General features: G+C 70.5%; 20 protein-coding genes. 7 read left to right on the plus strand and 13 right to left on the minus strand.

All coding sequences use genetic code 11. The annotated features are described in order from the left end of the window. Positions 1-781, minus strand: a 781-nt coding sequence (locus tag O3W51_RS21670) for an ABC transporter ATP-binding protein (RefSeq protein ID WP_443048316.1), incomplete at its 3' end; no start/stop codon positions are given. Positions 782-885: 104 nt separating this feature from the next. Then, positions 886-2,154, minus strand: a complete 1,269-nt coding sequence (locus O3W51_RS21675) for an NYN domain-containing protein (RefSeq protein ID WP_269287181.1) — start codon at positions 2,152-2,154, stop codon at positions 886-888. A gap of 211 nt (positions 2,155-2,365) precedes the next feature. Between O3W51_RS21675 and O3W51_RS21680 the strand changes: the two genes are divergently transcribed. From O3W51_RS21680 to O3W51_RS21700, 5 genes are all read left to right on the plus strand, one after another. Continuing rightward, positions 2,366-2,527, plus strand: a complete 162-nt coding sequence (locus tag O3W51_RS21680) for a hypothetical protein (RefSeq protein ID WP_187144835.1) — start codon at positions 2,366-2,368, stop codon at positions 2,525-2,527. Positions 2,528-2,856: 329 nt separating this feature from the next. Beyond that, entirely contained in the window at positions 2,857-4,173 is a 1,317-nt protein-coding gene (locus tag O3W51_RS21685) for a DUF2252 domain-containing protein (RefSeq protein ID WP_164296048.1), read from the plus strand. Positions 4,174-4,232: 59 nt separating this feature from the next. Further along, positions 4,233-4,895: a hypothetical protein gene (locus tag O3W51_RS21690; protein WP_138356940.1), complete on the plus strand. Its 663-nt coding sequence runs from the start codon at positions 4,233-4,235 to the stop codon at positions 4,893-4,895. A gap of 48 nt (positions 4,896-4,943) precedes the next feature. After that, the gene (locus O3W51_RS21695; protein ID WP_138356941.1) at positions 4,944-5,744 is read left to right on the plus strand and encodes a thioredoxin domain-containing protein; all 801 of its coding nucleotides are present in this window, start codon (positions 4,944-4,946) and stop codon (positions 5,742-5,744) included. Between the two features lie 208 nt (positions 5,745-5,952). Further along, the gene (locus tag O3W51_RS21700) at positions 5,953-6,957 is read left to right on the plus strand and encodes a zinc metalloprotease (protein WP_138356942.1); all 1,005 of its coding nucleotides are present in this window, start codon (positions 5,953-5,955) and stop codon (positions 6,955-6,957) included. A gap of 4 nt (positions 6,958-6,961) precedes the next feature. Here O3W51_RS21700 and O3W51_RS21705 read toward each other — a convergent pair whose 3' ends face one another. Beyond that, a complete protein-coding gene (locus O3W51_RS21705) occupies positions 6,962-7,579 on the minus strand; it encodes a dienelactone hydrolase family protein (protein ID WP_138356943.1) in 618 nt (205 codons plus the stop codon). A 51-nt stretch (positions 7,580-7,630) separates the two neighbouring features. Here O3W51_RS21705 and O3W51_RS21710 point away from each other — a divergent pair, with 51 nt between their 5' ends. Then, positions 7,631-8,737, plus strand: coding sequence for a mechanosensitive ion channel family protein (locus O3W51_RS21710; protein WP_138356965.1), 1,107 nt, complete (start codon positions 7,631-7,633; stop codon positions 8,735-8,737). A gap of 16 nt (positions 8,738-8,753) precedes the next feature. Here the strand turns inward: O3W51_RS21710 and O3W51_RS21715 are convergent, their stop codons facing one another. From O3W51_RS21715 to O3W51_RS21735, 5 genes are all read right to left on the minus strand, one after another. Continuing rightward, positions 8,754-10,334: a Na+/H+ antiporter gene (locus tag O3W51_RS21715; protein WP_138356944.1), complete on the minus strand. Its 1,581-nt coding sequence runs from the start codon at positions 10,332-10,334 to the stop codon at positions 8,754-8,756. A gap of 70 nt (positions 10,335-10,404) precedes the next feature. Next, positions 10,405-10,854, minus strand: coding sequence for a GNAT family N-acetyltransferase (locus O3W51_RS21720; protein ID WP_138356945.1), 450 nt, complete (start codon positions 10,852-10,854; stop codon positions 10,405-10,407). Then, positions 10,854-11,795 (minus strand): RluA family pseudouridine synthase, encoded by a 942-nt coding sequence (locus O3W51_RS21725; protein ID WP_138356946.1) that lies wholly within the window; start codon positions 11,793-11,795, stop codon positions 10,854-10,856. Before O3W51_RS21725 ends, O3W51_RS21720 begins: the two co-directional genes overlap by 1 nt. Before the next feature lie 92 nt (positions 11,796-11,887). Next, complete coding sequence (lspA, locus tag O3W51_RS21730) at positions 11,888-12,469, minus strand: signal peptidase II (protein ID WP_244809133.1); 582 nt, start codon at positions 12,467-12,469, stop codon at positions 11,888-11,890. A gap of 110 nt (positions 12,470-12,579) precedes the next feature. Continuing rightward, positions 12,580-13,173, minus strand: coding sequence for a TraR/DksA family transcriptional regulator (locus O3W51_RS21735; RefSeq protein ID WP_232484791.1), 594 nt, complete (start codon positions 13,171-13,173; stop codon positions 12,580-12,582). A gap of 568 nt (positions 13,174-13,741) precedes the next feature. Between O3W51_RS21735 and ileS the strand changes: the two genes are divergently transcribed. After that, positions 13,742-16,879 (plus strand): isoleucine--tRNA ligase, encoded by a 3,138-nt coding sequence (ileS, locus tag O3W51_RS21740; RefSeq protein WP_138356948.1) that lies wholly within the window; start codon positions 13,742-13,744, stop codon positions 16,877-16,879. Positions 16,880-17,168: 289 nt separating this feature from the next. Here ileS and O3W51_RS21745 read toward each other — a convergent pair whose 3' ends face one another. The 5 genes from O3W51_RS21745 to ftsZ all read right to left on the minus strand — a co-directional run bounded on the left by O3W51_RS21745 (position 17,169) and on the right by ftsZ (position 21,563). Continuing rightward, positions 17,169-18,341, minus strand: a complete 1,173-nt coding sequence (locus O3W51_RS21745) for a DivIVA domain-containing protein (RefSeq protein WP_138356949.1) — start codon at positions 18,339-18,341, stop codon at positions 17,169-17,171. A 49-nt stretch (positions 18,342-18,390) separates the two neighbouring features. Further along, the gene (locus O3W51_RS21750) at positions 18,391-18,675 is read right to left on the minus strand and encodes a YggT family protein (protein WP_138356950.1); all 285 of its coding nucleotides are present in this window, start codon (positions 18,673-18,675) and stop codon (positions 18,391-18,393) included. A gap of 62 nt (positions 18,676-18,737) precedes the next feature. Beyond that, positions 18,738-19,334, minus strand: coding sequence for a cell division protein SepF (locus O3W51_RS21755; protein WP_138356951.1), 597 nt, complete (start codon positions 19,332-19,334; stop codon positions 18,738-18,740). 64 nt (positions 19,335-19,398) lie between these two features. Next, the gene (locus O3W51_RS21760) at positions 19,399-20,118 is read right to left on the minus strand and encodes a YggS family pyridoxal phosphate-dependent enzyme (protein WP_138356952.1); all 720 of its coding nucleotides are present in this window, start codon (positions 20,116-20,118) and stop codon (positions 19,399-19,401) included. A 224-nt stretch (positions 20,119-20,342) separates the two neighbouring features. Further along, positions 20,343-21,563 (minus strand): cell division protein FtsZ, encoded by a 1,221-nt coding sequence (ftsZ, locus tag O3W51_RS21765; RefSeq protein ID WP_138356953.1) that lies wholly within the window; start codon positions 21,561-21,563, stop codon positions 20,343-20,345.

The following is a 21,563-nucleotide window of genomic DNA, read 5'->3' on the forward strand; positions in this document are numbered from 1 at the left end:
CGAGCCTGACCTCGTCCGCGACGAGCACCTTGAGCCCGGCCGGGGTGTCACACGCGATGACCCGCCCGTTGTCCATCACCGCGACCCGGTCGAGCACGGTCTCGGCCTCGATGACGTTGTGGGTGACCAGCACGACCGTGGCCCCGTGCTCGGCGCGGCGGCGGTCGACCGCGGCCCACACCGCCCGCCGGGCGACCGGGTCCATGCCGGTGGTCGGCTCGTCCAGGACCAGCACCTGCCGCTCCCCCACCAGCGTCGCGGCGAAGCACGCCAGCCGCCGCTGGCCGCCGGAGAGCCGCTTGATGGCCCGTCCCGCCAGCTCGGTGAGGCCCAGTTCCGCCAGCACGGCGTCGCGCTCGGCCCGCGCGGTGCGCGCGTCCAGGCCGCGCAGCCGGCCGGTGGTCTCGGCGGCCAGTGAGACGGTCAGCTCGTCCAGGGCGGTGGATTCCTGCCCGAGGTAGCCGATCAGCCGGGAGGCGCGTTCCGGGTGGCGTACGAGGTCGTGCCCGAGCATGCCGATGGCGCCGGAGTCCGGCCGCAGCAGCCCGGTGAGCTGGCGGACGAGGGTGGACTTCCCGGCGCCGTTGGGTCCGAGCAGACCGAAGATCTCGCCGCGCCGGATGTCGAGGTCGATGCCGTCGCTCGCGCGGACAGCAGGGGTCGCGGCGCCTCGCCGGCCACGTCCGGCCGGGTAGGTCTTGACCAGCCCGCGTACGGCGATCACCGCATCGCGGGCGGTGGCGGCTGTGCTGGGCGCCGCCTGCTCCGTGCCCGTACTCACGAGGATCGAGAGTACGCGTCGCGGCGCCCGGTCCGCGCCTCGGGTCCGGTTCTGCCCTCAAATGCCGGACCGGCACGCACCGGTCCCGACCCCGTGTTTACGCCCTAATCACCCGCGGGGGCGTGTTCGGCGACCGTGCGGGCGTCGACCTCGCGCCAGAAGCCCGCCCGGATGGCGTACCGGTCGTGCTCGTCGATCTGGTCGTCCTTGTGCGCGAGCAGTCCGAAGCGCGCGGCGTAGCGCAGCAGCTCGCCGTCGATGCGGTGCGGCACCCGCGGGTAGTGCGTGGACAGGGCCTGCAGGTGGGCGGCGTCGGTGAGGCGGGCGATCCAGCGGCGGGCGAAGACCTGGCCGACCTCGAAGGGGTCGCCGCTGACGGCGGTGATGTCGGCCTCGCGGTCCGCCCAGCGCTGTTCCGCGCTGGTGAGCTGGGCGAGCGTCGGCAGGCCGCTGGTGTCGGGTACGTCAGGGCCGTTGCCGGGGCCGCGTTCCGACCAGGTCTTGTCGGATGACCACCGGAGCGTGGCGTTGGGGACGGGGTGCGGGACCGGTGCCTGCTGGACGCGGCCGAGCCCCGCGAGGTCCTTGGGGGTGGGCACCCCCTTGGCGGCGGCAGCGGCGGCGGCGGCCGCGTCGGGGTGCTCGGTGCCGGCGGGTGCCGGGGCCGAGCCGTTCTTCGCCGGGTGGGAGCCGGGGCGGGCCTCGGGGTGGGCGTCCGGGTGTCCGGTGCCGGCGCCCGCGGAGCCCGAGGGCTCGGGCAGCGGCGCGGACAGGATCGCCTGGATCTCGGGGCGCGGGGTGGGCGGGGCGCAGACGCCGGCGACCTCACGGGCCCGGATCGCCCGGGTGATCCACTCGCGGTCCAGCACCCGGCGCTCGTCGGCCTCGGCCACCAGGTCCTCGGACTGGTTGTAGTCCCCGTCGGCGGCCTGCACGGCCCACAGGTGGACGGCGACGCCGTGTTCCTTCGCGGACATCATGCCGGGCAGCAGATCGCCGTCACCGGTCACCAGCACCACGTCGGAGCAGGCCCGGTTGCGGGCGAGCTCGGAGAGCTCCGCGTGCATGGCGGCGTCGACGCCCTTCTGCGCCCAGCGGCCGTCGGTCCGGGTCAGCGCGCCCAGCCGGACGGTGACGCGCGGCATGACGCGCAGCCGCCGGTGCTCCGGCTGCGGGACCCGGTCGGGGGCACCGTCGAACCAGTAGATCCGCAGCAGCGGCTGCCCGGTCTCCAGCTCCGCGCGTTCGCGGAGGCCGGCGACCACGGCGGCGTGGTCGACGGTGATTCGCGACCGGGAAGGTTCACCGGCCAGAAGGCTCGCCGCGGCGCCCAGGAGATATCCGGCGTCCACCAGGACAACGCAGCGGTCCATGTTGCACCTCTTCCGGTCGTCCCCCGGCACGGATTTTCCCCGAGTCTGCCCCAATATCGGGACGTTATAAGCCGGAACTCGATCATCGGCGTGGCGGTTTCCGAAATTAAGGGGGGTCCTCCCCCACCACCTGCCCGAAATGCGCGCTTCGTACTCGCGTGCAAGCCTGATAGCGGTTCAACGTCCGAGATCCCCTATAGGAGGGACGATCGTGGGTAAGAACAAGAATCGCGAGCGCAAGGCCCAGGAGCAGGAACGCAGCCAGGCTGCGGAGGCCCAGGAGCAGGCGAAGAGCACCGCCGCCCAGGAGCAGGTACTTCCGACCTCGGGGCAGGTCTCCCGCCGCCAGCAGAAGAGGTTCGGTCACAACTGATCACAGGCCGGTCGCACGCGACCGGCCCGGAGCGGTGGCACCCCCGGGCCCTGGGGTACCACCGCTCCTCCTGGTTCTCCGGCCGGCTCCGCGATCGGCACCGCGGCCCGCCCTTCAGGGAACGCACGATCGAATTCCCTGTCCCCGGCATATTCGATGCCGGTATGCGCCACGTATCGCGATATCCGGCCCCGGGTATTTGCGGACGGGTAATTCCCCTCCACCGCCGCCTCTCCCGGTGTGCCGTCCCGCCCCCGCCGGCCGTCGGCCCGCCGCGTAGGCTCGCCCGTTGAAAGATCTCCGGCACGAGCCCTGGAGGGGCGGCAGCGATGCCCATCGCACACACCACCGACGAGCAGCGCGGTGCGAAGATCCTCGACGTCTTCGGCACCGCTTTCGGCGAGCTGCTGGCCGCCGATCCGGCCGCGTTCCGCGTCAAGTTCCGCAAGATGGCCGCGTCCGCGTTCGCGTTCTACCGGGGCACGGCGTGCCTGTTCTACTCCGATCTGGAGGACGGCAAGGACAGCGGGCCGTATGTGAACCAGCGCACCGGCCGGGTGTGGATCCACGGCGACCTGCACGCCGAGAACTTCGGCACCTACATGGACGCCAACGGCCGGCTGGTCTTCAACGTCAACGACTTCGACGAGGCCTACGTCGGCCCGTTCACCTGGGACCTGAAGCGCTTCGCCGCCTCCGTCGCCCTCATCGGCTACACCAAGGCGCTCGGCGACGACACGATCAGCGCCCTGGTGCGCACCTACGCCGCCGCCTACCGCGCCCGCATCCGCGAGCTGTCCAAGGACGAGAGCCTGCCGCCGCTGACCCTGGACAGCGCGCAGGGCCCGCTGCTCGGCGCCCTGCGGCACGCCCGCTCGCAGACCCGCTTCGGACTGCTCGACTCCATGACCGAGGTCCGCGACTGGGACCGCCGCTTCCGGCCCGGCGGCGGCGCCATCGAGCTGGACGAGGCGACGCGCGAGAAGGTGCTCGCCGCCTTCGGCGGGTATCTGGAGACCCTCCCCGAGGCCAGCCTGGTCCGCCCGGACAGCCACCGCGTCAAGGACGTCGTCGGCCGCCGCGGCATCGGCATCGGAAGCGCCGGGCTGCCCTCGTACAACCTGCTGCTGGAGGGCACCACCGACGCGCTGGAGAACGACGTCGTGATCTACATGAAGCAGGGGCAGACCCCGGCGGTCTCCCGGCACATCACCGATCCGGCGGTGCGCGGCTACTTCCGGCACGAGGGCCACCGCACGGTGATCTCCCAGCGCGCCCTGCAGGCGCACGCCGACCCGTGGCTGGGCTGGACCGAGCTGGACGGCGTCGGGCAGCTGGTCGCCGAGGTCTCCCCGTACGCGGTGGACCTCGACTGGTCGGACCTCGACGACCCGGCGCAGATCGAGGCCGTCGTCGCCGACCTCGGCCGGGCGACGGCCGCGATGCACGCCGCCGCGGACGACGAGAGCGGCCACTCGCTGGTGCCGTTCTCCACCGAGGACGCCATCAACGAGGCCATCGAAGGGGACGAGGAGGGCTTCGCCGCGATGCTGGTGGACTTCGCCCACTCCTACGGCGCCCGGGCCCGCGCCGACCACCAGATCTTCGTCGACCTGTTCCGCAACGGCCGGATCCCGGGCCTTTAGTCACACAGGTTGGGGTCCCTTAGGTTCCACCTACTTATCGGCATGGCACACTCTCCGCCATGAAGGACATACGACCACCGCTGAGGGCGCTGCGTGCCGCGCTCTTCGCGGCGTTGTGCGTCACTCTCTCCTCCACCTCGCACGTACTGATGTCGCACACGCCCCTGCCGCTGGTCACGGTGGCGGGGGCCTACGGCGCCGTCTTCGCGCTGGCCTACGCGCTCGGCGGCCGGGAGCGCGGCTTCTGGCCCATCGCCGGGCTGCTGGTGCCGCTGGAACTGGCGGTGGACACGCTGTTCACCGCAGGTCAGCACACCTGCTACGGCCCCGGCGGCGGACCGGTCACCGGCTCCTGGCGCTCCCTGAACGAGGCGCTGCTGTGTCACGGCGGCCAGGTCGGCAGCCCGCTGGCGGCCGTCCCCGGGGCGCCCGCCGCCACCGATCCGACGACCGGCCCGTGGCTGCTGCTCGCGACACACATCACCGTGGGCCTGCTCGCCTCCTGGTGGCTGCGGCGCGGCGAGGCCGGTCTGCAGCGCGTCGTGCGCGCGATGGCCGCCGCCGCGTTCCGGCCGCTGCTCGCCGCGGTCGCCGCGCTGCGCACCCCGGCCGCCCGGCTGCGGCTGCCCCGCGCCCGGTCCGGCCAGGCCGGCCCCTCGCGGTTCCGGCCGCTGCTGCACTCCCTCGTACGGCGTGGTCCGCCGTCGCTGGTCGCTCTCTGACCACCGGCTCGCCCACCACACACGGATGGACACGGAGACCCCATCACCATGAGCAGCAGAAACAGCCAGGCCAACAAGCAGGCAGCCCGTGAGCGGCTGCGCGCCGAGCGCGAGAAGCACGCGAAGAAGGCCAAGCTCAAGCGCCAGCTGCTGGTCGGCGGCGCCGTCATCGCGGCGATCGCGATAGCCGGCGGCGTGGCCGTGGCCGTCAACGAGATGAACAAGCCCGGCGAGTGGGAGGCCGCGGCGAAGAAGACCCTGGTCAAGCCCGCCAACACCTCGGGCACCGACGGCACGACGGTCGTCATCGGCGACCCCGCCAGCAAGTACAACCTGGACGCCTACGAGGACATGCGCTGCCCGGTCTGCGCCTCCTTCGAGCAGGAGTCCGGCGCGGCCGTCCTGAAGGGCGCCACGGACAAGAAGTACAAGATCACGTACACCATGGGCACCTTCCTCGACGGGAACGGCGGCACGGGTTCCAAGAACGCGCTCAGCGCGCTGGGCGCGGCGCTGAACGTCTCCACCGACGCGTTCACCCAGTACCACACGCTGCTGTACTCCAAGGATGTCCACCCCGAGGAGACCAAGGACGAGTTCGGCAGCGACGACAAGCTGATCGAGCTGGCCCAGAAGGTCCCCGCCCTCAAGGGCAACAAGACCTTCGAGACCGCCGTGAAGAACGGCACCTACGACAAGTGGGCGCTCACCATGAGCGACAAGTTCAACAAGGCCAAGGACGTCACCGGCACCCCGACGGTCAAGCTCAACGGCAAGGCCATCGAGGTCATCGGGCAGCCCTCCGCCACCGTCATGGCCGCCATCGAAAAGGCGATCAGCGGGAAGTGACCCACCCACAGGGACCGGCCGGCAGGACGCGGCCGGTCCCTTGTCATGTCCGGCGAGCGGACAGCCCGGCCCGCTGAGCAGTGACGGTTTTCGGCCAACCGCTCGACGCCCGGGCCGATTCCCGCCCTGATGCGTACATGGAGATCCTCTATAGCCTCCGCTGCAGCGGTTACCAGCCGCACCAGCCGTCGTGAAGTTGAGGAGAACTATGCGCCCCTCCGTCCGACTCGCCGCCCGACTCACCGGTCGTGTCCCACGCCGCCTGATCGGCGCCGCAGCCATCGCGGGAGCCCTCGCGTTCACCCCGGTGGCCGCCTCGGCGGGTACCGTCAGCGCCCACAAAGCCACCGCGAGGACGCCGTCCGCCCAGCAGTGTGCGGAGGGCACTGCTGGGAACGCCGCAGCCCGCGAGATGCCCGGCGCGACCGCCCACGAGCCCAACGCCCTCACCCCGGCGCAGGCCAAGGCGATGGACCGCGACCTGAAGAACCGCACCGCCTCGCTGCGCCGGTCCGGCGTCAACTCCGTCAAGGCGAAGGCGATCTCGATCCCGGTCTACTTCCACGTCATCCACGACGGCGCCACCGGCAAGCTCACGGCAAGCCAGATAGCCGGGCAGATCGATGTCCTGAACAAGGCGTACGCCGGCCAGGGCGACGGCAACACCACCACCCCGTTCACGTTCAAGCTGCTCAAGACCGACTACACGGACAACGCGGCCTGGTACAATGTCGCCCCCGACACGGCCGAGGAAAAGGCCATGAAGTCCAAGCTCCGCAAGGGCGGGGTGAGCAGCCTCAACCTCTACAGCGCCAACCTCGGCGGCGGGCTGCTCGGTTGGGCGACCTTCCCCGAGTGGTACCCGGGCGACCCGAAGGGTGACGGCGTCGTCATCCTCGACCAGTCCATCCCCGGCGGCACCGTCACCAACTACAACGAGGGCGACACCGCCACCCACGAGGTCGGCCACTGGCTCGGCCTCTACCACACCTTCCAGGACGGCTGCACGGAGCCGGGCGACTACGTCGCCGACACCCCGCAGGAAGGCGAGCCGGCCTTCGAGTGCCCGGTCGGCAGCGACACCTGCACCGCCGAGGGCCTGGACCCGATCAAGAACTTCATGGACTACACCTACGACTCCTGCATGACCCAGTTCACGCCGGGTCAGGTACAGCGCATGAAGGACTCCTGGCTGGCCTACCGCGCCAGCTGACGCCTCAGGCTTCGGCGTCGAGGTCCGCGAGGAAGCTCAGGGCGACAGCCCATGTCTGCTCCGCGGCCTCGGCGTCGTAGTCGTGCAGCTCCGGGTCCGTGTAGAGATGGCCCGCACCCCGGTACCGGTGCACCTCAACATCCGCGCCCGCCTTGCCCATCCGCAGGTACCACGCGTTGAGCCAGTCCTCCGACTCGAACGGATCCGGCTCCGCGACATGCAGCTGCACCGGCAGCTGATCCGTCACCGCGTCGTCCGCGATGTCCGACGTGCCGTGCAGGAGCAGCAGCCCGCGGGCCTTCTCGTCGCCCAGCGCGAGGGTCTGGGCGATGGAGCCGCCGAGCGAGAAGCCGGCGTAGACCAGCCCCTGGTCGGAGTGCGGAGCCGCGGCGGCGACCGCCCGCTGGAGGAGTTCCTCGCGGCCGATCGCGTCCTTGATCTTCATGCCCTCCTCGACGGTGTCGGTCGTCCGGCCGTCGTAGAGGTCGGGGACGTACACCTCGTGCCCGGCGGCACGCAGTCGCTCGGCGGCCGCTCGTACGGCGGGCCGGAGCCCATAGGCCGAGTGGAACATCACGATTTTCACGGGGCTGCCTTCACTCGCTGTCGGGTACGCGTCCATGGTGCCAGTTACCGTCGGGGGACAAAGCAACCGGAGGGAGCGCCTGTGGACATGGAGAACGTGCTGCGGCCGGTGATCGTCATCGGGGCGTCGGTGGTGGTGACCCTGGTCGTCGGCTGGGTCGTGGACAAGACGCTCGTCAAGGTCGACGCCCGGCACCCCGAGACCCCGCTGTGGGGCCTGCTGCGCCGCTGCCGGATCCCGTTCCAGCTGGTGCTGTGCACGGCGCTGCTGCGCGCCTCGTACCCGGCGGCGCATCTCGCCAAGGGCCACCGGGCGGCGGTCGGCCAGTGCCTGAGCCTGGTGCTGATCGGCGCGTGCGCCTGGCTGACGGTACGGGTGGCGTCGGCGGTGGTGGACGCGTCCTACGAGCGGTATGCCTCGACGGCCCGCAACACGGCCAGGGTCCGGCGGGTCCGCACCCAGGTGACGCTGATCCAGCGGGTGGTGACCGCCGTCGTGATCGTGGTGGCGATCGCCGCGATGCTGTTCACGTTCCCCGAGATGCGCACCATCGGCGCCTCGATGCTCGCCTCGGCCGGGATCATCGGCATCGTGGCCGGTGTCGCGGCCCAGTCCACGCTCGGCAACATCTTCGCGGGGCTGCAGATCGCCTTCGGCGACATGGTGCGGATCGGCGACACCGTGGTGGTCGACGGGGAGTGGGGCACGGTCGAGGAGATCACCCTCACCTATCTGACGGTGCGGACCTGGGACGAGCGCCGCATCACGATGCCTGTGTCGTATTTCACCAGCAAACCGTTCGAGAACTGGTCGCGCGGCGACCCGATGATGACCGGAACGGTCTTCTTCCATCTGGATCACTCGACGCCCGTCGACCTGATGCGCGAGCAGCTGCACCTGGTGCTCAAGGAGTGCGAGCAGTGGGACCGGCGGGCCTGGGGCCTGGTCGTCATCGACACCACGCCGACCACGATCCTGGTGCGGGCCCTGGTCACCGCCAAGGACGCGGACGACATCTTCACCGTCCGCTGCGTCGTCCGCGAGCAGTTGCTGGAGTGGGTGCGCCGCGAGCACCCGTACGCGCTGCCGCGGCTGAACACCGCGCCCGCGCCGGGGCTGGACGCGGAGCCGCCGCGCCCGCCGGCCGCCCCGCCCACCTCCGACGACATCGGCCCCGGGCCGGGCGCACGATAACGGCGGAGCACGGAGCTCAGCGCACCGAACGCAGGTCCAGCAGGCGCAGCACCCGGTCCACGATCTCCGGGTCGGAGCCCGGCTCGCTGCGGGCGGCCAGCACCTCGTGCCGGGCGGCGGACATCATCTCGGCCTGCACCCGCTGTATGACCCGCAGCCGCTCGGTGCGCTTGGCGTGCGACTCGCGGCGGTCGTCGTCGACGATGTCGGGCGAGATCCGGGCGCCGAGGTCGAAGGCCCGCCGCTGGAGCATCTCCGACACCTCCTCCTGCAGCGGCTCGACCAGCTCGATCTCCCGCAGCCGCTGCTTGGCGGCCTTGGTGGCGCGCAGCGCGAGCCTCCGCTCCAGATCGTGCTCGGCGTCGATGTTGCCGCGCACCCCGAGCCTCCTGACCAGCCAGGGCAGCGTCAGGCCCTGCAGGACCAGGGTGGCCAGGACGACCGCGAAGGCGATGAACAGCAGCTCGTCACGGGCCGGGAAGGGGCCGTCGTCCGAGGTCAGCGGAATGGCGAGGGCCAGGGCGACGGACGCCACGCCGCGCATCCCCGCCCACCACACGACGACGGTCTCCCGCCAGGTCATCGGGATGTCCTCGTCGTGGCGCTTGTCCCGCCACCTGCGGGCCAGCCAGGCGGCCGGCAGCAGCCACACCAGCCGGACGCCGACGACCACGGCGATCACCAGTCCGGCGTGCGAGAGCATCGAGCCCCAGCGGCCGGCGCCGACGGCGAACACGTTGTGCAGTTCCAGCCCGATGAGGCCGAAGGCGACGCCGGTGACGAGGGTGTCGACGATCTCCCAGAAGGTGGTGCCGGCCAGCCGGGCCGTCACATCGTCCGCCCCGACGGCGTGCTCGGCCAGGAAGAGCGCGGTGGTGAGCACCGCGAGGACACCGGAGCCGCCCAGCTCCTCGGCGAGGCCGTACGAGGCGAACGGGACCAGCAGCGTCAGCCCGATCTGCAGGGTCGGGTCCCCGACGATGCCCATAAGCTTGTTGGCGGCCCACCCGAGCGCCATGCCGATCGCGATCGCGACCACGGCGGACAGCACCAGCTCGCCGGCCGCGTGCTCGGCGGAGAACTTCCCGGTCACGGCCGCGGCGATCGCCACGTGGTAGAGCACGATCGCGGTGACGTCGTTGAACAGCCCCTCGCCCTCCAGGATGGAGACCATCCGCCGCGGCAGCCCCAGGCTCCCGGCCACCGCCGTCGCGGCCACCGGGTCGGGCGGCGCCACCAGCGCGCCGAGCGCGACCGCGGCGGCGACCGTCACGCCGGGGACGATCGCGTTGGCGACGACCGCGACGGCCGCCGTCGTGACGAAGACCAGGGCGACCGCCAGCAGGAAGATCGCCCGCTTGTTGGCCGCGAACTGCCGCCACGAGGTGCGCTGCACGGACGCGTAGAGGAGCGGCGGCAGGACGATCGGCAGAATCAGATCGGGGTCGATCTGCACGTTCGGGATCTGCGGCACCAGGGCCAGCACGATGCCGAACAGGGTCATCAGGACCGGCGACGGGAGCCCCATCCGGTCGCCCAGCGGCACCATGACGATGGCCGCGAGCATGAGCGAGAAGAACAGGACGAGCTGGTCCACGGCGGGCGGCTCCTGGGACTCCTGGGACTCCTGGGACGGGACGCCTCAGGGTGCCACAGGCAGTGGGGCGTCAGCCCAGGGAGCGCCGCATGGCGCGGTGCGCGATGCCCGCGTCGGGGAATTCCGGCCCGAACGGGGTGTAGCCCAGCCGCTCGTAGAAGGCGATCGCGTGCACCTGGGACTCCAGGTGGACACCCGCGAGTCCGAGCCTGCGGGCCTCGTCCTCGAGTGCGGCGACCAGCCGGGCGCCGACGCCGGTGCCGCGCGCGGGCTTGAGCACGGCGAGCCGGCCGAGTACCGCGGTGTCCGGGTCGCCGCCGTTCTTGGCGGCGGCGTCGGCGCCCAGCAGCAGCCGTCCGGTGCCTGCGTCCGGGGCCAGCACGTGCACGGCACGGTCGTCCTTGCCGTCCCACTCCAGCTCGGCCGGGACGTTCTGCTCGACGACGAAGACCTCGTGACGGATGGCGTGCACGGCCGCCATGCCCTCGGCGTCCTGCGCCGCGACGACCCGGACGTCCATCAGACGCTGTCCTCCCGGACGACGTCCAGGGCGTGCTGGAGATCGTCGGCGTACGCGCTCTCGAACTCCACCCAGCGGCCGTCCGACGGGTGCTCGAAGCCGAGCTTCACCGCGTGCAGCCACTGGCGGCTCAGGCCGAGCCGCTTGGAGAGGGTCGGGTCGGCGCCGTACGTGAGGTCGCCGACGCAGGGGTGGCGGTGGGCGGACATGTGCACCCGGATCTGGTGGGTGCGGCCGGTCTCCAGCTTGATGTCGAGCAGGCTGGCGTGCCGGAACGCCTCGATGAGGTCGTAGTGCGTGACGCTGGGCTTGCCCTCGGCGATCACGGCCCACTTGTAGTCGTGGTTCGGGTGCCGGCCGATCGGGGCGTCGATGGTGCCGCTCATCGGGTCCGGGTGGCCCTGCACCAGCGCGTGGTAGCGCTTGTCGACGACGCGCTCGCGGAACTGCTGCTTGAGCAGCGTGTACGCGCGCTCCGACTTGGCGACCACCATCAGCCCCGAGGTGCCCACGTCGAGACGGTGCACGATGCCCTGGCGCTCGGCGGCACCGGAGGTGGAGATGCGGTAGCCGGCGGCGGCGAGGCCGCCGATGACGGTCGTGCCGGTCCAGCCGGGGCTGGGGTGCGCGGCCACGCCGACCGGCTTGGAGATCACCACGAGATCGTCGTCGTCATGGACGATCACCATGCCCTCGACGGCCTCGGCCACGATCTGCACGGGCTTCGGCGGCGCCGGCATCTCGACCTCCAGCCAGGCTCCGCCGTGCACCCGGTCGGACTTCATCGCGGGGCTGCCGTCGATGGAGACCTTCCCGGAAGCAGCCAGCTCCGCCGCCTTGGTGCGCGAAAAGCCGAACATACGCGCGATGGCGGCGTCGACGCGCTCGCCTTCTAGGCCGTCGGGTACGGGCAGGGTCCGGGTCTCGGGAAGGGTACTCACCTGGTCGAGTATGACGGACGGCGGTGGCAGCTCCGTCCCGGCGGCCCGGACCCGGTGGCCGACCGGCGGCCCGGCCTCGGCTCAGCCGTGGCTCAGTCGCGGTGCAGGGTGCCGTCCGGGTCGAGTCCGCGGAAGGACAGCAGCACGATCAGGATGCCGCCGCAGACGATCGCGGAGTCGGCGAGGTTGAAGACCGCGAAGTGGGCGGGCGCGATGAAGTCCACCACATGCCCCTCCAGGAACCCCGGCGACCGGAAGACCCGGTCGGTGAGGTTGCCGAAGGCCCCGCCGAGCAGCAGCCCGAGCGCGATCGCCCAGGGCAGGCTGTAGAGCTTGCGGGCCAGCCGGGCGATCACCACGATCACCCCGGCCGCGATGATCGTGAAGACGATCGTCATGCCCTGGCCGAAGCCGAAGGCCGCTCCCCCGTTGCGGATCGCCTCGAGCCGCAGCCAGCTGCCGAGCACGTCGATCGGGGTGTCCCGGTGTTCGAGGCTGGTCACCACCCAGAGCTTGGACAGCAGGTCCAGGGCGTACGCCAGCGCCGCCACCGCGAGCAGGAGGGCGATGCGCCGCTTGCCCCTGGGTGCGGTGGGCGGCGCCTCCTCAGGGGCCCCGGCCGCTGCCGTGGCCTCTTCGTCCCGTTCCTCGATGCCGTGCTCCGCTTCCGTCACGTGCGTCCCTCAGCCCTTGTGCAGCTTGTGCCGGCCAGGCCGGATCCTGGCTGTTGACGAGGGTACGTCACACCCGTGCGCGGGGGTCCCCCCGGCCGAGGGCAGGGGGTTCAGCGACGCTCCTGCTTCTGCTTGCAGTCGATGCACAGGGTGGCCCGCGGGAACGCCTGCATCCGCGCCTTGCCGATCGGGTTGCCGCAGGACTCGCAGCGGCCGTAGGTGCCCTCGTCGAGCCGCTCCAGGGCGTGCTCGGACTGGGCGAGCATCTCGCGGGCGGTCGCCGCCAGCGACATCTCGTGCTCCCTGGTGATGTTCTTGGTGCCGGTGTCGGCGTCGTCGTCACCCGCGCCGCCCCCGGAATCGCGCAGCAGCCCCGCCACCGACGCCTCCGAGGACGCGATCTCGGCCCGCAGCCGCTCGGCCTCCGCGAGCAGCTCGGCACGGGCCTCCAGGACCTCGGAGGCGGACCAGCGGTCCTCCCCCGGCCGTACCGGGAGCACGCCGGGCTCCCCGGCCGCCCGGGAGGCGGGAACCGCGGACGTGACCGTACCGGCCACCGTCTTCTTCGCAACCACCTTTTTGGCTCCCGTCTTCTTCGCTGCCGCGGTCTTCTTCGCCACGACCTTTTTCACGGCCTTCTTGGCGGCGGTGGCCGCCTTCTTCGCCGGTGTCGTCTTCTTGGCGGCGGTCTTCTTCACGACCATGGCCGCGACCCCTTCACATTTTGTGATCTTGCTCGCGAATCGTGCCGGAACGGTAAAACGGCTCCGGACCCGCGGCAACGGGGCACGCCGCTTGATCCCCCCGTCGCGCCCGGTGGGCCGACAGGTCTGCATCCTGTGTGCCCAGGTGTTCCACCAGGTATTCCGGTATTCACCGGTAGTGACGCCGGACGGCCGGACTTCGGTTGTCTTCATCCGGCCATTCGGGTCAGCGGGACCCGGCCCGCCGACCCGCGGAACCGGGCCGACACGGCGGCCCCGGCCCCGTACACTGGCCGCAGCGAAAGGCGTGGAAAGGGACGAGTAGCGCCGCACGCAGCCAAGAGCGACCCGGGGACGGTGGAAGCCCGGGGGTGTGCGCGACGCGAAGATCACCCCGGAGCCGCCGGAGGAAAGCCGCAGGGCGAGTAGAACCGGCATCGCGGCCCCAATCAAGGGGGTCCAGGGGGCGCCGCCTCCCGGGCCAAGAAGGGTGGTACCGCGGGAGCCCAGGCTCTCGTCCCTTCGTCGGAACACGGAAACACGTGACAGTCCGCCGGAGGCACCACCGATGACGCCGCAGTACCGCCAGGTACCCGCCCAGGTCGACCTGCCCGCTCTCGAGCACGAGGTGCTCGGCTTCTGGAGCGAGAACAAGATCTTCGCCCGCTCCCTCGACCAGTCCGAGGGGCTGCCCGAGTGGGTGTTCTACGAGGGCCCGCCGACCGCCAACGGCATGCCGGGCGCGCACCACATCGAGGCCCGCGTCTTCAAGGACGTCTTCCCCCGCTTCAAGACCATGCGGGGCCACCATGTGACCCGCAAGGCCGGCTGGGACTGCCACGGCCTGCCCGTCGAGCTGGCCGTCGAGAAGGAACTCGGCTTCACCAGCAAGCAGGACATCGAGGACTACGGCATCGCCGAGTTCAACGCGAAGTGCCGTGAGTCGGTGACCCGCCACACCGACGCCTTCACCGAGCTGACGAACCGCATGGGCTACTGGGTCGACCTGGAGGACGCCTACCGCACCATGGACCCGGAGTACGTGGAGTCCGTGTGGTGGTCGCTGCAGCAGATCTTCGACAAGGGCCTGCTGGTCCAGGACTACCGCGTCGCCCCCTGGTGCCCGAAGGACCAGACGGGCCTGTCCGACCACGAACTGGCGCAGGGCTACGAGACGATCGTCGACCCCTCCGTCTTCGTCCGCTTCCCGCTCACCTCGGGCCCCCTCGCGGGCGAGGCCGCCCTCCTGGTCTGGACGACCACCCCCTGGACCCTGGTCTCCAACACGGCCGTCGCGACCCACCCCACGGTCACCTACGTGGTGGCGACCGACGGCGACGAGAAGCTGGTCGTCGCCGAACCGCTGCTGGAGAAGGCCCTCGGCGAGGGCTGGACCGCCACCGGCGTCAGCTTCACCGGCGCCGAGATGGAGCGCTGGACGTACGAGCGGCCCTTCGACTTCGTCGAGATCCCGGACGCGCACTACATCGTCAACGCCGAGTACGTCACCACCGAGGACGGCACCGGTCTGGTCCACCAGTCCCCCGCCTTCGGCGAGGACGACCTCAAGGTCTGCCGCGCCTACGGCCTCCCCGTGGTGAACCCGGTCCGCCCCGACGGCACCTTCGAGCCGGAGGTCCCGCTCGTCGGCGGCGAGTTCTTCAAGAAGGCGGACGAAAAACTGGTCGCGGAGCTCCAGCGCACCGGCCGCCTCTTCCGTCACGTCCCGTACGAGCACAGCTACCCGCACTGCTGGCGCTGCCACACCGCGCTGCTCTACTACGCGCAGCCGTCCTGGTACATCCGCACCACCGCCGTCAAGGACGCGATGCTGCGCGAGAACGAGAAGACCAACTGGTACCCGGACTCGGTCAAGCAGGGCCGCTTCGGCGACTGGCTGAACAACAACGTCGACTGGGCCCTCTCGCGCAACCGCTACTGGGGCACCCCGCTCCCGATCTGGCGCTGCGAGGAGAACCACCTCACGTGCGTCGGCAGCCTCTCGGACCTCTCCACCCTCACGGGCACCGACCAGAGCGGTCTGGACCCGCACCGCCCGTACATCGACGAGATCACGTTCCCCTGCACCTCCGAAGGCTGCTCGCTGGAATCGGTCCGCGTCCCCGAGGTCATCGACGCCTGGTACGACTCGGGATCGATGCCGTTCGCGCAGTGGGGCTACCCGCACCGCAACAAGGAGATCTTCGAGAAGAGCTACCCGGCGCAGTTCATCTCCGAGGCGATCGACCAGACCCGCGGCTGGTTCTACACGCTGATGGCCGTCGGCACCCTGGTCTTCGACCGGTCCGCCTACGAGAACGTGGTCTGCCTGGGCCACATCCTCGCCGAGGACGGCCGCAAGATGTCCAAGCACCTGGGCAACACCCTGGAGCCCATCGCGCTCATGGACCAGCACGGCGCCGACGCCGTCCGCTGGTTCATGGCGGCCGGCGGCTCGCCCTGGTCCGCCCGCCGGGTCGGCCACGGCACGATCCAGGAAGTGGTCCGCAAGACCCTCCTCACCTACTGGAACACCGTCGCCTTCCAGGCCCTGTACGCCCGTACCGCCGGCTGGACCCCCAGCGCGAGCGACCCGGCCCCGGCCGACCGCCCGCTGCTGGACCGCTGGCTGCTCGGCGAGCTGCACGCTCTCACACGTGACGTCACCGAATCCCTGGAGTCGTACGACACCCAGCGCGCGGGCAAGCTGCTCTCCTCCTTCGTCGACGACCTGTCCAACTGGTACGTCCGCCGCTCGCGCCGCCGCTTCTGGCAGGGCGACGCCGCCGCGCTGCGCACCCTGCACGACGTGGTCGAGACGGTCACCCGCCTGATGGCCCCGCTCACGCCGTTCATCACCGAGCGGGTCTGGCAGGACCTCGTCGTCCCGGTCACCCCGGACGCCCCGGACTCCGTCCACCTCACCTCGTGGCCGGTCGCCGACGAGTCCGCGATCAACCCGACCCTCTCCGAGCAGATGCTGCTCGTCCGCCGGCTGGTGGAGCTGGGCCGCGCGACCCGCGCGGAGTCGGGCGTCAAGACCCGCCAGCCGCTCTCCCGCGCCCTGGTGGCCGTCGCCGGCTTCGACTCCCTCGACCCGGCCCTGCACACGCAGATCACCGAGGAACTCAACGTGCTCTCCCTCGCCTCGCTCTCGGAGGTCGGCGGATCCCTGGTCGACACGACGGCCAAGGCGAACTTCCGGGCGCTCGGCAAGCGCTTCGGCAAGGGCGTCCAGGACGTCGCGAAGGCCGTCGCGGCCGCCGACGCGGCAGCGCTCTCCGCAGCGCTGCGCGACGGCACCGCCACCGTCGAGTTCAACGGCGAGCAGATCCCGCTCTCCCCGGACGAAGTGATCATCACCGAGACCCCGCGCGAGGGCTGGTCGGTGGCGTCCGACTCCGGCGCCACCGTCGCCCTGGACCTGGAGATCACCCCGGAACTCCGCCTGGCGGGCCTGGCCCGCGACGCGATCCGGCTGATCCAGGAGGCCCGCAAGAACTCGGGCCTGGACGTGGCGGACCGCATCGCCGTCCGCTGGCACTCCGCCGACAACGACCTGACCACCGCCCTGACCGAACACGCCACCCTGATCGCGGACGAGGTCCTGGCCACGGACTTCGCCCCCGGCGACCCGGACCGGACCTACGGCCAGCCCTTCACGGACGACCAGCTGGGCCTGACCTTCCACCTGCGCAAGCAGTAGAAACCACGGAGGCCGCCGCCCACCACACCAAGTGGGACGGCGGCCTCCGCCATATCCGGGCTCGAACGCGAGGGGCCGGGACCGCAGGCGTGGAGGGTCCGAAATGCTGCCGAGCTACTTGTGGGCCGCCAGGCCCTCACTAGTCGATTTCGGACCCCCACGCCGGAGGGCCCGGCCCCGCAGCCACCGACGCACCGGACGACGAAAACGGGCCGGGCCCCAAGGGAGAAATCCCCAGGGGCCCGGCCCGATGCCCGCCGCAGGCGCTGACGCGCCGAGCGGCAGGCGACTAGTTGTCGTCCTCGTCGATCAGGAAGCCACGCATCGGCGTAGGCGCCTGCTGCAGCGGCTGCGGGCTCTGCGGCCGCACCGGAGCCATCGGCTGCGTCATGGCCGGAGACATCTGCTGCTGGCCGCCGTACGTCGGGTTCGGGCCGCTGTGGCCCATGCCCTGGTTCCCGTACGACGGGTTCTGGCCGGTGTTGTGACCCATCGCACCGGCACCGGCCGGAGCCATGCCACCGCCCATCGTCCCGCCGCCCATGGAGGACGGAGCGGGCAGCGACGCGGCGGCCGGGGCACGCGGCGGAGCCAGCGAGTCGTCCGCCTGGGTCTCCAGCTGGCGCAGCTGGCTCTCCAGGTAGGACTTCAGACGGGTCCGGTACTCACGCTCGAAGCCGCGCAGGTCTTCGACCTTGCGCTCCAGCGTGGCGCGGGCGGACTCCAGCGAGCCCATCGCTACGCGGTGCTTCTCCTGCGCGTCCCGCTCCAGGGCGTCAGCCTTGGCACGGGCGTCCCGCTCCAGGCCCTCGGCGCGGCTGCGTGCCTCGCCGACGATCTTGTTGGCCTCGGAACGGGCCTCCGCGATCGCCTGGTCGGCGGTCTGCTGCGCCAGCGAAAGAACCCGCGCCGCGCTGTCGCCGCCGGGCGACTGCTGCTGCATGGGGTGGCCCTGCTGCTGCATCGGATGCTGCTGCTGCATGGGGTGCTGCTGCTGCATCGGGTGCTGCTGGCCCATGGAGTTCTGGCCCATCGGACCCTGACCCATTTGGTTCTGGCCCATCGGACCCTGACCCATGGGGCCCTGGCCCATCGGACCGGGACCGTGCTGCTGGGCGCTCGGCCCGGCAGGCAGCTGCAGTGCGCCGGACTGCTGCTGGGGCTGCCCCATCTGCTGGGGCGGACCCATCTGCTGCGGCGGCACGGGCTGCGGTCCGGATATGGCCGCGGGGACCGGACGGTCCTGAGACTCCGGCTTGCGCATGCCCTGCTGCTGGTTCTGGGCGGCGGCTCGGGTGGCCGCGGCCAGTTTGGCCCGCAGGTCCTCGTTTTCTCGTAGGAGCCTGGTCAGCTCTCCCTCGACCTCATCGAGGAAGGCGTCGACCTCGTCCTCGTCATAACCTTCTCGGAGGCGGACGGTCGTGAACTGCTTGTTCCGCACGTCCTCGGGGGTCAGCGGCATCTCTTCACCTCAACGTGATCGTCGACATATCGGGAGTCCGCATCGTTCATCACAGACTCCCGACAACGCGGAGCAGGATGAGCACGATGATCATCAATACGAAGAAGGACAGGTCGAGCGCCACGCCCCCGAGACGCAGCGGCGGAATGAACCGCCGCAGAAGCTTGAGTGGCGGATCGGTGACAGTGTAGGTGGCCTCAAGGACCACCACCATCGGCTTCCCAGGTTGCCACGAGCGCGCGAACTGGAAGACGTAATCCATCACCAACCGGAAGATCAGCACGATCAGGAAGCACATCAGCACGATGTAGAGCACCTGTAGTGCGTAGCTCATCGCGCGTCCCTCTCCCCTGCTCGCCTTCGGCCTGGTGGCCGGATTTCCTCGGTGTGTGGTGCTCAGCTCTGGTTGAAGAACCCGCCCTCGGCGATGCGGGCCTTGTCCTCCGCCGTGACATCGACGTTAGCAGGCGACAGCAGGAACACCTTCTGCGTCACCCGCTCGATGCTGCCGTGCAGGCCGAAGACCAGGCCGGCGGCGAAGTCGACAAGACGCTTTGCGTCCGTGTCGTCCATCTCCGTCAGATTCATGATCACCGGTGTGCCCTCGCGGAAGTGTTCCCCGATGGTACGGGCTTCGTTGTACGTGCGGGGGTGAAGTGTGGTGATCCGGTAGGGCTCACGCTCGGACACGACCTTGGGCATGATCACCGGTGCGTTCTTCTCCATGCTGTGACGTTCGGGTGTGATGGACGCCACTGGGGCGATCCGCGGTTCGCGGGGCGCCGGCGCATGGACGAGTCGTGCCGGTTCGTCCCGTTGTGGCTGGTGCTGGGCGAGCTCATTGTGCTGATTGTGCTGGCTGCGTGGCCTGTGGTTGCGCTCAGGCTCCGGCTCGGGTTCGAACTCGTCGTCGGGATCGAATCCCGGGCCGTCGTACCCGTCGTCCTCCACGAGGCCGAGGTAGACCGCCATCTTGCGCATCGCGCCGGCCATGCTCTGCGTCCTCTCAGCGGGGAAAGACCATATTTATTGCTGTGGTCCGACTTGTTTGGTGACGTTACCGGAGCCCGGGACGGACTCCGAGTACCGCAGTACCGACGCGTACATGTGTCGCTCCCGCCGCCACCGCCTGCTCCAGGTCGGCGCTCATCCCTGCCGAGACCATGGTGGCAGCCGGATGGGCCGCGCGCAGGCCGGATGAGATTTCCGCCAGCCGATCGAAGGCGGCGCGGGGTTGGCCCCGGTACGGGCCGTCGAGCGGAGCGACCGTCATCAGCCCGTCGAGCCGGAGGCCCGGCGCCGCGGCGATCGCGTCGGCGAGGCCGCCGACGACGTCGGGCGCGACTCCGCCCCTGCTGCCCTGGGTTCCTGACTCGGTGTCAAGGGCGACCTGGACCAGACAGCCCACCTCGCGGCCGCGGGCGACCGCCGCGGTGGACAGCGCGCCGACCAGCCGGAGCCGGTCGACGGAGTGCACGACATCGGCGTAACCGACCACGGAACGGACTTTATTGGTCTGCAACTGACCCACGAAATGCCAGGTCAGCGGCAGATCCGCACACGCGGCAGCCTTCGGGGCGGCGTCCTGGTCGCGGTTCTCCGCGACCTGCTGAACACCGAGTTCCGAGAGAAAACGCACATCGCTCGCGGGGTAGGTCTTGGTGACCACCACCAGCGTCACGTCCTTGCGGTCGCGGCCCGCCGCGTCGCACGCGGCGGTGATGCGCTCCTCGACCCGGGCCAGATTCGCGGCCAGTTGGGCCTTGCGATCCGTCACTGCCTCGCTCACGTTCCTTCAGTCGATCCGATGATACGAACATGGGATATCTCACCCATAGCCGTCTCGAATCGGGCGAGTTGGGCGGATACACAGCGAACGGCGCTCATCGCGCCCCTCCGTAAAGAGGGACGAAATGCGCGCCGTTCACCGAGGGGCCGAACCCGGCCACTTCACGAACAAGGGGACAAGAAGGTCACATCACCCAGGGAACTGAGGGAAGCTCACTTCAGGAAATCGGGTACGTCCAGCTCCTCGGCCGCGGAGTCCTGGTACGGACGGGCCGGCGGCACGTGCGGCGGGGTGACCGGGGACGGCGGGACCTCAGCGACCGGCTCCGGCTCCTCGGCACGGACCGGCACACTGCCGAGACCGCTGTAGGAGGTCGGGCGCGGGGCCTCGGCCTGGCTGCCGACCCGGGCAGGTCCGGTGGCGGGAGTCTCCTCGCGACCGCTGTACGCGCCGAGCACCTTGTCGCGGTTGCCCTTGGGCGGCGGCTGGCCGCCGTCGAAGCCGGCCGCGATCACGGTGACCCGGACCTCGTCGCCGAGCGCGTCATCGATGACCGCACCGAAGATGATGTTGGCCTCGGGGTGCGCGGCCTCGCTCACCAGCTGGGCGGACTCGTTGATCTCGAACAGGCCGAGGTCGGAGCCGCCGGAGATGGAGAGCAGCACGCCGCGGGCGCCGTCGATGGACGCTTCGAGCAGCGGCGAGGAGATGGCCATCTCCGCGGCCGCTACCGCGCGGTCGTCGCCACGGGCCGAACCGATGCCCATCAGGGCGGAACCTGCTTCGGACATCACGGACTTCACATCGGCGAAGTCCAGGTTGATCAGACCCGGGGTGGTGATGAGATCGGTGATCCCCTGCACGCCGGACAGCAGCACCTGGTCCGCGGACCGGAACGCGTCGAGCACGCTGACCTGGCGGTCCGAGATGGACAGCAGCCGGTCGTTCGGGATCACGATGAGAGTGTCGACATTTTCGCGGAGACCGGCGATGCCGTCCTCGGCCTGGTTGGCGCGGCGACGTCCCTCGAAGGTGAAGGGCCGGGTGACCACACCGATCGTCAGGGCGCCCAGCGAGCGGGCGATATGCGCGACCACGGGTGCGCCGCCGGTACCGGTGCCGCCGCCCTCGCCCGCGGTGACGAAGACCATGTCTGCGCCCTTGAGCACTTCTTCGATCTCTTCGCGGTGGTCCTCGGCGGCCTTGCGGCCGACATCGGGGTTCGCGCCGGCGCCGAGGCCGCGGGTGAGTTCGCGGCCGACGTCGAGCTTGACGTCGGCGTCGCTCATCAGGAGGGCCTGCGCATCGGTGTTGATCGCGATGAACTCGACGCCCTTGAGACCGACCTCGATCATCCGGTTGATGGCATTGACGCCACCGCCGCCGATTCCGACGACCTTGATGACTGCGAGGTAGTTCTGCGGTGCTGCCAC

Origin of the sequence: Streptomyces sp. H39-C1 (genome assembly GCF_027158125.1) — a bacterium.
GTDB classification, from domain to species: domain Bacteria; phylum Actinomycetota; class Actinomycetes; order Streptomycetales; family Streptomycetaceae; genus Actinacidiphila; species Actinacidiphila fildesensis.